The organism is Burkholderia sp. Se-20378 (assembly GCF_017104665.1).
Classification (GTDB): domain Bacteria; phylum Pseudomonadota; class Gammaproteobacteria; order Burkholderiales; family Burkholderiaceae; genus Burkholderia; species Burkholderia lata.
In genome coordinates this window covers 1-11,542 of the sequence record NZ_JAAGPG010000263.1, presented here as the reverse complement: position 1 = coordinate 11,542, position 11,542 = coordinate 1, and the positions used below count along the sequence as shown (strand labels likewise).

At 66.6% G+C, this 11,542-nt stretch carries 14 protein-coding genes; 5 read left to right on the top strand and 9 right to left on the bottom strand.

Annotation, left to right across the window (positions count from 1 at the left end):
- Positions 1 to 678 (top strand): SDR family oxidoreductase (locus G3N93_RS24140; protein WP_206134113.1); only part of this gene is annotated, 678 nt, incomplete at its 5' end.
- Positions 679 to 1,089: 411 nt separating this feature from the next.
- Here the strand turns inward: G3N93_RS24140 and G3N93_RS24135 are convergent.
- Complete coding sequence (locus G3N93_RS24135; protein ID WP_206134112.1) at positions 1,090 to 1,674, bottom strand: NTP transferase domain-containing protein; 585 nt, start codon at positions 1,672 to 1,674, stop codon at positions 1,090 to 1,092.
- A gap of 103 nt (positions 1,675 to 1,777) precedes the next feature.
- Complete coding sequence (locus tag G3N93_RS41700) at positions 1,778 to 2,299, bottom strand: M15 family metallopeptidase (protein WP_307873428.1); 522 nt, start codon at positions 2,297 to 2,299, stop codon at positions 1,778 to 1,780.
- Between G3N93_RS41700 and G3N93_RS41695 the strand changes: the two genes are divergently transcribed.
- Positions 2,270 to 2,599, top strand: coding sequence for a hypothetical protein (locus G3N93_RS41695; protein ID WP_241026678.1), 330 nt, complete (start codon positions 2,270 to 2,272; stop codon positions 2,597 to 2,599). The two genes, G3N93_RS41700 and G3N93_RS41695, sit on opposite strands and share 30 nt — an antisense overlap.
- Positions 2,600 to 2,764: 165 nt before the next feature.
- On the opposite strand, the gene G3N93_RS24125 is transcribed toward G3N93_RS41695, so the two are convergent.
- Genes G3N93_RS24125 through G3N93_RS24115 form a run of 3 tightly spaced genes read right to left on the bottom strand, consistent with a single transcriptional unit; the run spans position 2,765 to position 6,465 of the window.
- The gene (locus G3N93_RS24125; RefSeq protein WP_206134110.1) at positions 2,765 to 3,448 is read right to left on the bottom strand and encodes a Fe2+-dependent dioxygenase; all 684 of its coding nucleotides are present in this window, start codon (positions 3,446 to 3,448) and stop codon (positions 2,765 to 2,767) included.
- Positions 3,445 to 4,218, bottom strand: a complete 774-nt coding sequence (locus tag G3N93_RS24120; protein WP_174986300.1) for a tetratricopeptide repeat protein — start codon at positions 4,216 to 4,218, stop codon at positions 3,445 to 3,447. The genes G3N93_RS24125 and G3N93_RS24120 overlap by 4 nt, the downstream gene beginning before the upstream one ends.
- Positions 4,219 to 4,221: 3 nt before the next feature.
- Positions 4,222 to 6,465, bottom strand: coding sequence for a TonB-dependent siderophore receptor (locus G3N93_RS24115; RefSeq protein WP_174986299.1), 2,244 nt, complete (start codon positions 6,463 to 6,465; stop codon positions 4,222 to 4,224).
- A 323-nt stretch (positions 6,466 to 6,788) separates the two neighbouring features.
- Here G3N93_RS24115 and G3N93_RS24110 point away from each other — a divergent pair, with 323 nt between their 5' ends.
- Both G3N93_RS24110 and G3N93_RS24105 read left to right on the top strand, forming a co-directional pair.
- The gene (locus G3N93_RS24110) at positions 6,789 to 7,028 is read left to right on the top strand and encodes an Arc family DNA-binding protein (RefSeq protein WP_122947612.1); all 240 of its coding nucleotides are present in this window, start codon (positions 6,789 to 6,791) and stop codon (positions 7,026 to 7,028) included.
- The gene (locus tag G3N93_RS24105) at positions 7,025 to 7,444 is read left to right on the top strand and encodes a type II toxin-antitoxin system VapC family toxin (RefSeq protein ID WP_206134109.1); all 420 of its coding nucleotides are present in this window, start codon (positions 7,025 to 7,027) and stop codon (positions 7,442 to 7,444) included. Before G3N93_RS24110 ends, G3N93_RS24105 begins: the two co-directional genes overlap by 4 nt.
- A gap of 110 nt (positions 7,445 to 7,554) precedes the next feature.
- Here G3N93_RS24105 and G3N93_RS24100 read toward each other — a convergent pair whose 3' ends face one another.
- On the bottom strand, positions 7,555 to 8,850 hold the full coding sequence (locus G3N93_RS24100) for an aspartate carbamoyltransferase (RefSeq protein ID WP_011354504.1): 1,296 nt from the start codon (positions 8,848 to 8,850) through the stop codon (positions 7,555 to 7,557).
- Positions 8,851 to 9,083: 233 nt separating this feature from the next.
- On the opposite strand from G3N93_RS24100, the gene G3N93_RS24095 reads away from it, so the two are divergent.
- Entirely contained in the window at positions 9,084 to 9,218 is a 135-nt protein-coding gene (locus G3N93_RS24095) for an entericidin A/B family lipoprotein (RefSeq protein ID WP_009688930.1), read from the top strand.
- 97 nt (positions 9,219 to 9,315) lie between these two features.
- Here the strand turns inward: G3N93_RS24095 and G3N93_RS24090 are convergent, their stop codons facing one another.
- The 3 genes from G3N93_RS24090 to G3N93_RS24080 form a co-directional block, all read right to left on the bottom strand.
- The gene (locus G3N93_RS24090) at positions 9,316 to 9,864 is read right to left on the bottom strand and encodes a permease (protein ID WP_174937090.1); all 549 of its coding nucleotides are present in this window, start codon (positions 9,862 to 9,864) and stop codon (positions 9,316 to 9,318) included.
- 196 nt (positions 9,865 to 10,060) lie between these two features.
- Positions 10,061 to 11,029: a DMT family transporter gene (locus tag G3N93_RS24085; protein WP_241026677.1), complete on the bottom strand. Its 969-nt coding sequence runs from the start codon at positions 11,027 to 11,029 to the stop codon at positions 10,061 to 10,063.
- A 200-nt stretch (positions 11,030 to 11,229) separates the two neighbouring features.
- Positions 11,230 to 11,542, bottom strand: a 313-nt coding sequence (locus G3N93_RS24080) for a helix-turn-helix domain-containing protein (RefSeq protein WP_206134107.1), incomplete at its 5' end; no start/stop codon positions are given.

Below are 11,542 nucleotides of genomic sequence, written 5' to 3'. Positions count from 1 at the left end.
CGCGCTGGCGCAGGCGGGCGCGCAGGTCGTCGCGCCGGGCGCGACATGGCCGCGCTCGACGCGCTGGCCGGCGAGACCGCGTGCGAGACGTTGCGACTCGATGTCGGTGGAGACGAGCAGGCGATCGATGCGGCGCTCGCAGCGCACGATGCGTTCGACGGCCTCGTGAATTGCGCGGGGATTGCGTCACTCGAATCGGCGCTCGAAGTGAGCGCGGCTCATTTCGATCGCGTGATGACCGTCAATGCGCGTGGCGCGGCGCTCGTCGCACGGGCCGTCGCACGGAAGATGATCGCGCGTGACGGACGCGGCGTCGCGCATGCGCGGGGCAGCATCGTCAACGTATCGAGCCAGGCCGCGCTCGTCGGCTTGCCCGCGCATCTGAGTTACTGCGCGTCGAAGGCGGCGATGGACGCGATCACGCGCGTGCTGTGCATCGAACTCGGGCCGCACGGCATTCGTGTGAACAGTGTGAACCCGACCGTCACGCTCACGCCGATGGCGCAGTTCGCGTGGAGCGAACCGGAAAAGCGTGCGCCGATGCTGGCCGCGATTCCGCTCGGGCGATTTGCTGAGCCGGACGAGGTCGTCGAACCGATCCTGTTCCTGCTGAGCGATGCGGCGTCGATGGTCAGCGGTGTGTCGCTGCCGATCGACGGCGGGTATACGGCGCGCTAGGCAGCGTCATGCGACGACGGCGCATGACGGGAACCCGCGGTGAATGCGCGGCGCGGCAGCCCTGCGGCTAAACCGGATCCTTGCTCGGCGGTCCGTCCGGCTGCTGCGGATTGTCGTGATGATGGCCCGGTGACGGTGGCGATAACGGATCGTCTTCCGGGTCGCGGTTCGGGTCGGCCGGTGGCTCGGGCGTCGGGGTCGTGTGATCGGTCATGGAGAGCTCGCTCGGTGCGTGACGTCGGTGGCGCCTCGTCTCCGTTATAGCCAATCGGGCGTGCGTTTGCAGCGGGATTGTGGCGGCGGGTGGTGTGTGGTCGGTGTGATCCGTGCACGGGCGGTTTTCGTGCAGGTTGCTGCTGCGCGCGGAGCGGGCCATGCGTTGCACCGCGTGCACGCACCGCGCGATTGCGGTCAGCGCAAATCCGCCGGCGTATCGACGTCGCGCACGATACCGGGATCGGCGACGTCGAGCAGCCTGACCGGTGCGCTGGCGAACAGTGCGCGGGCGCCGGTGTCGCCGTCGAGCGCGGCGAGTGCATCGAAGTGGTGCGCGGCGAACCCGACCGGATGGCCGCGCACGCCGCGATGCGCGGGTGCGACGATCGATGCGTCGTCGGCGTCGAGCGCGCGCGTGACGCTTTCGTAGGTGGAAGCCGCGATCCACGGCATGTCGCCAAGTGCGACGAGCCAGCCGTTCGCGTCGGGCGTCGCACGTACGCCGGCCGCGAGGCTTGCGCCCATGCCGCGCATGGCGTCGGGTGCGTAGACCACGTGGCAGCCGGCTTCGTTCAGCAGCATCGCGAGTTTTTCGGCACCGGGACGCACGACGGCGATCACGTCGGCCGTGGCCGCCGCGAGATGGCGGGCGGCCGCAACCGCAACCGGCGTGCCGTCGGGAAGCAGCGCGAGCAGCTTGCTTTGCAGGCCGCTCGGGTCGAAGCGTTGACCGAGGCCGCCGGCGAGGAGGACGCCGGTGGCGAGTGACGCATAGGACATCGGCGCGGGGGAGAGTGATGCAGGTGCTGCGATTGTGCGGGAGCGGGCAGGGATCGACAAGTGAGGATGTTACCGAGGCGGGCGCGTTTCGTCGGAAAGAATGTCAGCGCGCGGCTTCGTCGAGCATGTTTTCCTCGACGGGGCCGTAGATCGCGTGCGATTGATCGTGCATCACGGCCCAATAGCGATCGCCGAACGACCAATGCCACCATTCCGACGGGTAATTGGTGAAGCCGGCGCCCGTCAGCGCGGCGATCAGTACCTGGCGGTTGCGGGCGGCTGCCCGGCTGATGAACGGGTTGTGCGTGTAGCACGCGCCGGACGATTTCTGGTCGGTGGCGTTCATGACGCAGCCCATGTCGAGCTCGATGCCTTCCGCCGAGATCAGTGTCAGGTCGACGGCTGCGCCCGTCGGATGCGCGGCGACTTCCGGCGGGGCGATGTAGTGGCTTGTCAGTGCGATCAGCGCGTCTTCGTCCGGCAGCGGATTCAGCGTGTGGCGCAGGTGCGCGAGGTGCGTGGAGAAGTAGTCGCGCTGCAGGGCCAGCGGGCGATAGCCCTCCTTGACGTACAGGCGCAGGGCGGCGGGGAGCGCGTGCGCAGCGGCAATCAGCCGGTCTGCCACGCCACGGCGTATTTTCAGGAAATGCGGGCTTCTGCTCTTGATATCGCGGCGACCGAGATCGACGGCGATGCGGTCATGGAAGCCTGCGAGATCGACAAACCCTTCGTGCGATTCCAGCAGGGCAATCGACCGGACAACGGGATCGGAGAGCGAAATCACGATAGTGGACGAAGTGGCGCAATGACGATTTGGGGCCACGAGCCGGCGGGGAAGTCGGCCGATGTGGTTTTTGTCAGACGAATCGCCAATATGCCAGAGTCCGGCGGAGGATGTGTCGCGGTTTTTGCTGCGTGGGCGTGAGTGTCTTATCTGGGCGTCTCGATGGACGTGTCTGCGTGGACGCTTTCGTTTCGGGTGTCGCGTTGCGGCGCTTCCCGGGCGCTTTCCTCGATTGGATCGACGGGGTCGTCGTAGCGCAAGACCGAGCCGCGCAATACGTCCAACGGCTGGGTGGCGCTCCGTTGGCTACGCATCCGCCCACTTCCTCAACAGGTTGTGATAAATCCCCGTCAATGAAATGACCATCGGATCCTTCGCGCCTTTCTCAGCGGAAAGCGCCTGAATCTGCGTATCGAGCTGGAACAGCAGCGTGCGGTCGCCGTCGTCGCGCACCATGCTCTGGATCCAGAAGAACGACGCAACGCGCTCGCCGCGCGTCACGGGTGTGACGTGATGCAGGCTCGATGCCGGATACAGCACGAGGTCGCCCGCCGGCAGCTTCGCGCGATGCGTGCCGTACGTATCCTCGACACACAGCTCGCCGCCATCGTATGCATCGGGTTCTTCGAGGAACAGCGTCGCGGACAGATCGCTGCGCACGCGGAAATCCGTGCCGCGCAGCAGCCGGATCGCGTTATCGACGTGTGTGCCGAACGTCTCGCCGCCTTCGTAGCGATTGAACAGCGGCGGAAACACCTTGAGCGGCAGCGCGGCCGAGAAGAACAGCGGATTGCGTGCGAGCGCGTCCTGGATCGCGTCGCCCACCGCGCGTGCGGCCGGCGCGCCTTCCGGCAATTGCCGGTTGCGTTTCGCGTGCGCCGACTGCGTGCCGGACGTCGCATTGCCGTCGACCCATTCCGCCGCATCGAGCAGATCGCGGCATTGCGCGACCTGCGCTTTCGTCAGTACGCCGGGGATATGAAGCATCATGATGCGGATTCCATGCAGTGCGGCTGAGGCTGAGGCTGTGATGGCAACTGCAGCGCCGCCGCACGAAACGCGTCGATCGGCGACGACGCGAGATACGCGCGCATCTTCGCGACGAACGCGGGGGTAGCGGTGGCCGGCACGCGCGCGAGCCACACGAGCGCGTCGTCGATCTGCCCGCGCTCGGCGAGCAGCCGCGCAAGGTTGAACTGGCCGCGGAAATCGCCGGCCACGGCGGCGCGGCGATAGTGGTCGAACGCGGCGTCGGCGTCGACCGGTACGACCCAGCCGTCCTCGTAAAAGCCGCCGATCAGGTTGATCGATTTCGCATGGCCGAGTGCGGCCGCGCGCTGGAACCAGTCGAGCGCATCGGCGCGATTTTCGTCGACGCCGTTGCCGAGCGCGAGCGCCGTCGCGTAGTTGTACATGCCCCAGTCGAGCCCCGCCTGCGCGGCGAGCCGGTACCAGTACACGGCGACCGGCGCGCACGCGGCCGTGCCCCAGCCGAATTCGTAGCAGCGGCCGAGCATGTTCATCGCCATCGCGTGGCCGGCGCGCGCCGCGTGCCGGAACCAGTTGAACGCGGCCGCGGGATCGCGCGCGACGCCGTGCCCGTCGAGCAGGTATTGCCCGTAGACGGCCTGCGCATCGACGATGCCGTTGTCGGCCGCCGCCGCGACCCACGCGGCGGCGCGCTCGGGCGGCCCGGCCAGGATGTCGGCGAACTCGCGCGGCGAAACCGACGCGAGCGCCTTCAGCGACACGGCCTCCATCGATCAGTAGCGCGCGTTCAGCGTGACGAACGCCGAGCGGCCCGGTGCGATCGACGCGTAGTGCGCCGGATACGCCTGGTCGAAGTAGGTGCGGTTGAACAGGTTGTTCACGTTCAGCTGCAGATCGAGCTTCTTGTTGATGCGGTACTGCGCCATGGCATCGAAGCGCCAGTACGACGGCACCGCGTGCTGGTTCGCGGTATCGCCGAACACCTGCGACATGTAGAACGCGCCGCCGCCGACGGTGAACTTCGGCGTCACGTCGTAGTTCGACCACATCGTGAAGCTGTGCTTCGGCGTGTTCGGGAACTGGTTGCCGTTGTTCGCCGAGTCCTTGCCGTTGTCGCGCAGCTCGCTCTTCATGTACGTGTAGCCGCCGAACAGTTGCCATTGCTTCGTGATCTGGCCTGCGACGCCGAGTTCGAGGCCCTGCACGCGCTTGTTGCCGACCATCGCGTACTGGTTGTTCGGCAGCGTCACGCGTGCGTTCGTCGTGTCGATCTGGAACAGCGCGGCGGTCAGCGCGAGCTTGTCGTTCAGCACGTTCCACTTCGTACCGAGCTCGATGCTGCGGTTCTTTTCCGGCGACAGCTGATCGGCGTTCGAGCCGACGCCGCCGCGGCCCGGCGTGAGCGACTGCGATTCGCTGCCTTCGCCGAGCATCATGCCGGCCGGCGTCGACGACGTCGCGTACGACGCATAGATGCTGCCGTTCTGCGCGGGCTTGAACACGAGGCCGGCCTGCCAGTTCACGAGCGTGTCGTCGCGCGTGGTGGTCTTGCCGCCGTTGGCCTTGGTGTCGGTGAAGCGGGTCGAGTAGTCGTCGATGCGCACGCCGCCGTTGACCTGCCAGCGCGGCGTGATCTCGATCGTGTCGAAGCCGTAGATCGATTTCGTCACGGTGCGCGCATGCGCATAGTCGTTGTTGCGCGTGATCGAGCCGGCCCACGGGTCGTTCGGATTCGGCGACCACAGGCTCGTGCAGTTGTAGCCCGACGCCGCGCCGATGCCGTTCTGGCAGATCTTGCCGTTCGCGGCGGCGACGTTGTACGTGTCGCGCTTGCCCCATTCGCGCGACAGCTCGATGCCGGTCGTGAAGCTGTGCTTGAACGGGCCGGTGCGGAATTCGCCGAACAGCTCGGTCTGGTTCGCGATGCTGTTGATCGAGCTGTTGCGGGTGTTCGCGCGTCGCCAGACCTTGCCGTTGACCACGTTGCCCTGGCTGTCGTCGGGCTGCGTCCAGATGTAGTCCTGCGTCGATTCCGTGTAACGCGTGGTGTTGCGGATCGTCAGCGACGACGTGATGTCGTGCTCGATCTTGAGCGTGCTGATGTCCGACGTCGTCTTGCGGAAATCGCGGTTGGTCAGGCCGTAGAAGTTGTGGCGGTCGACGGGCGCCGGGCCGTCGGTGGCGACGCCCTTCGGGAGATTGAAGCCGTAGTAGTACGGGATGCCGCCGTCGGGCAGGTCGTCGGTGGACAGGTGGTAGTAGCTCGCGACGACGCGCGTCGACGTGCCGAGGCCGAACGCGATCGACGGCGCGACGCCCCAGCGTTCGTTGTTCACCGCGTCGCGGCCGGCGACGTCGTTGTTGTGGCTCATCAGGTTCAGGCGGAACGCGGCGTGATCGGCGAACTGCCAGTTGCCGTCGGCCGTGAAGCGGCGATAGCGGTCGGTGCCGAGGCCCGCGCTCGCAGCGGCGGTGGTGCCGAGGTGCGGGGCCTTCGTGATCAGGTTGATGCTGCCGCCTGCGCCGCCGCGGCCGCCGTACGCGCCGTCGGAACCCTTGGTGATCTCGATGCGCTCGGTGTTGAAGATCTCGCGCGTCGTCGCGCCGGTGTCGCGCATGCCGTCGACGAACATGCTGCCCTGCGTGTCGTAGCCGCGGATGAACGGACGATCGCCGAGCGGATTGCCGCCTTCGCCGGCGCCGAACGTGATGCCGGGCACGGTGCGCAGCGCTTCGGTCAGCGTCGACGCGCCGCTGTTCTGGATCAGTTCCTGCGGGATCACGGTGACGGATTTCGGCGTGTCGACGAGCGGCGCGGTGAATTTCGCGGAAGCGGAGAAGTCGGCCTTGAAGCTGTGCTCGGCCTTGCCCTGGACCTCGATCGGCGCGAGATGGCCTTCGGCGCCGGCCGGGGCGGGCGGCGGCGTGCCGTCCGCCGCGAACGCGGGGCTCGCGGCGAGCACGCTGCACAGGGTGGTGAATTTGCCGAGCTTCAGCTCGTCGGAACGTGACTTCATGGTGCGCTTCGACCTCGCGGTGTGGCCCCGGGGGCAGCGCGCTGCGGAAATGTGCATGCCGCCGGGAATTATTACGATTTGTTTTCAGGCGGCATTCTATGTAATTTCAACTTAAATGAGAAGCGTTCTTGTTCGCGTTTGTTGGGAAATTGTTGAGGAATGTGGCGGAGTGGTTGCGGGGCGTATGGGGTGGTGGTTGATGGCCGAAAGGCCAGGTGTGGCGGGCTTGTCGGGCGGGTTAGAGTGGTTCTGTCGCGGATCACCCGCCATGACATCAAGGTGCTAATATGACAGCATTGAAAGCAAATGTGGTGAGGTGCATCATGCCCGTGATTACCGTTCGAAATCTGCCCGATGAAGTGCACCGTGCGCTCCGAATCCGCGCAGCCCAGCATGGACGCAGTACGGAAGCCGAGGTGCGTGACATCCTCGAGCAGGCCGTTCTGCCTGGTGGCAGGCTGAAGCTTGGAACACTGCTGGCGGAAATCGGACGGGAGGCGGGCGGCGTCGAATTCGACGTTCAGCGCGACAAGACGCTAACCGACCCGATGAGCTTCGAATGATCCTTGTTGATACGAACGTGATGTCCGAGCCGCTGAGGCGCGAGCCGAGCGCAGCCGTGATCGAGTGGCTCGATGCCCAGAACGTCGAAACGTTGTTTCTTGCCGCGATCAGTCTCGGCGAAATGCGCTTCGGCGTGGCGGCACTGCCGGAAGGGCGCAGGCGCGACTGGCTTCACCAAAGCATCGAGCAGCGCGTCGTGCCGCTGTTTCGCGGCAGGATTCTGCCGTTTGACGATGCGGCGAGCAAAGCGTATGCGAGCATTCAAGCGCGTGCGCGTGCCTTAGGCAGTGCGATCGCGCCTGCCGATGTTTTTATCGCCGCGACGGCCGAGGCGAACGGATTGATCATTGCGACGCGCGACGTCGCGCCATTCGAGGCGGTCGGCCTGCGGGTGATTGATCCATGGGCGTCCTAGGCGCCGATTGTCCATCTTTCCACCGCGCGTAAAAAAAGCGCGCCGGGCTGCCGGGCGCGCTTTCCGTTGAACGTGGTGGCGCCTGACTGGCCGCGCCCCGCTGCTCCTTCTCAATCGACCCCGTGAAACACCGCGTCTTCCGGCCCGAGATACGCGGGCGGGCGCCACGTCGCGTCGCGCATCGAATGTTGGACGAGATTCTCGACGCCGAGCAGCACCGCGAAGATCGCCATCCGCACCGGAATGCCGTTGTCGGTCTGGCGGAAGATCGCGAGGCGCGGGTCGCGGTTCAGGTCGACCGACAGGTCGTTCGCACCGGGCCGGCTGTCGCGCGGCAGCGGGTGCATGATCAGCGTGTCCGGTTTGCACACCGTATCGACGAGCGCCTGGTTGATCTGGAAATCCGGTGTGTAGCCTTCGAACGACTCGTCGGTGAAGCGCTCCTTCTGGATCCGCGTCGCATAGACGACGTCCGCGCCGCGCAACCCGGCTGCGAGGTCGGTCGTCTGTTCGATCACGTGGCCGTTCGTCGCGATCTGGTCGACGATGTAGGCCGGCATCTCGAGCGTCGGCGGCGACACGAGCGTGAACTTGAGCCCACGGTACAGCGCGAGCAGCTTGACGAGCGAGTGCACGGTGCGGCCGTATTTGAGGTCGCCGACCAGCGCGATGTGCGCGCCGTCGACGATCTTGCCGAGCCGCGAGAATTCGCGCTGGATCGTATAGAGATCGAGCAGCGCCTGGCTCGGGTGCTCGCCGGGGCCGTCGCCGCCGTTGATCACGGGCAGGTTGGTCGCACGCGCGAACTCGGCCACCGAGCCTTTCTCCGGATGGCGGATCACGAGCGCGTCGACGTAGCCGGCCATCACACGGCTCGTGTCGTAGATCGATTCGCCCTTGGCCATCGACGAGAACGTGAAGCCCGTCGTGTCGCACACCGAGCCGCCGAGCCGGCAGAAGGCGGCGCCGAACGACACGCGCGTACGCGTGCTGGCTTCGAAGAACAGGTTGCCGAGCACCGCGCCTTCCAGCACGCGCGAAATCTTGTGGCGGCGCGCGATCGGCTGCATCACATCGGCCACGCGAAACAGCGCCTCGACCGATTCCCGCGAGAACTGGTCGACCGACAGCAGTTGCGGCTTGCCTTCGAAAAAGAACTGCTTGGCGAGCCCCTGATTGTCTACGCTTTGCGTATATCCGCCGCCTTCCGGTACCGAGCGCTCGACGATTTCCGACACGAAGCGCTCGACGATCTCGGGCATCCCGCGTGATTCCTGCGAGTCGTCCGGCAGCAGCCAGGTATCCAGCGCGCGCCGGCTCACGCCGATGCGGCTCGCGAACGCTTCGCGCGTCATGTTGAGGCGGCGCATGGCGTCGCGGAGGAAGGCTTGCTGGGGAACGGTCATCGGCGGCTCCTGACTAAAAATATACGCGATGCGTATATTAGTTCCTGGCGCGTTGAAGTCAAGGAAAATCTGCGCGAACCGGCTGGGTGGCCCGTGTGACAGGCGGCGGGTTCGTACTGGCGCGCGGCGGCCGTCTCCGTATAATCAGGTCAGGCCCCGTGCCCTGCATCTTGCCGGGCGCCACGCCGCATACGATTCGCCCGTCGGGCTTGTTGATTCCAAGGAGAATGAGAATGACGCGTACGATTGCTGCAATGCTGCTGGTGGTGACCGCCGCGCTCGCCGGTTGCAACACGGTCGCCGGCATGGGACAAGACATTTCGAAGGGTGGCCAGGCGATCAGCGATACGGCTGAAAAGGCGAAGTAAGCCGACCGGTTCCGGAATGCGGAAAGCGCCGGGCCGTCCCGCGATTGCGGGGCGGCCCGGCGCTTTTTTTTGCGGCCGACGCTCGATGCCAGTGGCGTCAGGCCTGCTCGACGAACGCGTAACGGCCTTCGACCTTGCGTGGCGTAAGCCAGCCGTAGTCGGGGAACAGGCGGTTGCGGACGAACCAGACATAGCCCACCAGCAGGACCGTGATCGCGAGGCTCGGCAGCGCGGTCGACGGATCGCGTCCGAGTTCGGCGATGGTTTTCGGCAGTTGCAGCAGCGACAGCACGATGAACGCGTGGTACGCGCCGACACGATTGGTTGCAAAGCCCCAGATGAACAGCAGCGACAGCGGCACGGCCAACGCGAGGAACACCAGCACGAGGCCGTTGCCGGCGCCGGTGGCGAAGAAGTTGTACGCGAGCAAGAGGCTGATCGCGAGTTGGGCGATGCCGAGCGCGATCAGGATCCGGATGTGCAGCTTGTTCTTGCGGCAGCGTTCGGGATCGGGGCGCGACGCGATCAGGTGCGCGAGCACGCGATCCTTGAGTCCCTGTCCGGACAGTTCGGCCAGTGCATCGGCCTTCCTCGTTCCCGCGGCGAGCAGCACCGCGATTCTTGTTTTGGCTTCCTTCCTGTTCATTGCGTGGCGGATTGTTGTTCGATGGTTGTCAAAGGTCCCGGCCACGCGAATATTGCATCTTGCGGGGTGGTGCGCAACGGTTTTGCGGTGCGCGGACACATTCCTACAGTCGCCGGCTGCATGGCGGGAGCATGGGGATCGACAGGCCAGGGGGGGGGAGCCGCCACCGGTTTCGCGATGTTGCGGTGAGCGCGAGTCAGTCGACGGCGGTCTGCGCGGCGGGCGCGGGGTTGGCTGGCCGGCCGGGATTCACCGGGTGCGTATCGCGTGCTTCTGTTGGCGGTTCGCGCCGCCGCGTCGCGCCGACGAGCATGCCGGCGATGACGAGCGCGATACCCGCGATACGCGTGCCGTTGAGCGTTTCGCCGAACAGCGCGACGGCGAACAGCACCGCCGAAACCGGCGCGACTGCCGTGAACAGGGCGGCCTCGGTGCCGCTCGTGCGCGCCGAACCCGCGTACCAGCACAGGTAGCCGAGCACGGTCGGCACCAGCGCGTAGTAGACGATCGCCGACACGGCACCCACGGTCCAGCCGGTCGCCACCGCGTGCCATTCGAACGCCGCCGGTACGAGTGCGAGCACGAAGCCGAGGCCGGACATCGCGGTGGACAGCGCCAGCGGCGGCAACGGTGCGGCAAGCCGCCGGTTGAGCAGGATGAACACGGCTTCGCACGCGACGGCGGCCAGCACCAGCGCATCGCCGGCCAGCGTGCGGAGCGACGGCAACGCCTGGCCGGGCGCGAACGTGACGAACAGCACGCCGGCCGTGGCGAGCGCGGCGGCCACCCAGTCGCGCGGTGTCTGTCGCTCGCGCAGCACGACGGCCGCGATCAGCGTCGACATCGCGGGCAGCGTACCGAGCATCACGCCCGCATCGAGTGGTGACGACAGCTTCGTGCCACAGATCAGCAGCACCGTATAACCGACACCGCCCGCCGCCGCCTGGATGACGAGCAGCACGGCGTCGCGCGTGGAGATGCGCGGCCAGCGCGTTCGCTGCACCCGCATCAGCGCGAACAGCAGCGGTGTCGCGATCAGGAAGCGCAGCGCCGTGGCCGCGAACGGCGGCAGGCCGCCGGCCGCGAGACGGCTCGCGATGACGGTGCTGCCGACGCCCGCCATCGCGGCGGCGAGATAGAGATAGCCAATCAGTCGTGTCTTCATGCGCCGCATCGTCGCGTACGACGGCAGTGCGCGTCTTGAACGAAATTGCAGCGTGCGCGAGGGTGTCGAGTGCGGCGTGCGGGACTCGGCATGGTTGTGCCACGGACATCGGCGGCTGCTGCTGCTGCGGTCACTGCGATGTGGCCGCGTCTTCAAAGAGGCTGCGTGTCTGGCAGCCGTCGCGCGGGAAGATGGCGGTGTCAATCGACCTGCGTGAACCGCCCCGGCGTGATCCCGAACTGGCGGGCGAACGCACGCGTCAGGTGGCTCTGATCGGCAAAGCCGGCTTCGGCCGCGGCATCGGCGATCGGCAGGCCGCTGGCGAGCAGCGCGCGCGCCAGCCTCGCACGCGACTGGATCAGGTACGCGTGCGGTGTGATGCCGAGCTCGCGGGCAAACCCGCGCAGCAACTGGAAGCGGCTGACGCCGCTCAGGTCGGCCAGCTCGGCGAGCGAAACGGGGGCGGCCGGCGCCGCGTCGAGCCGTTCCCGGGCGATGCGAATCGCCGGTGCG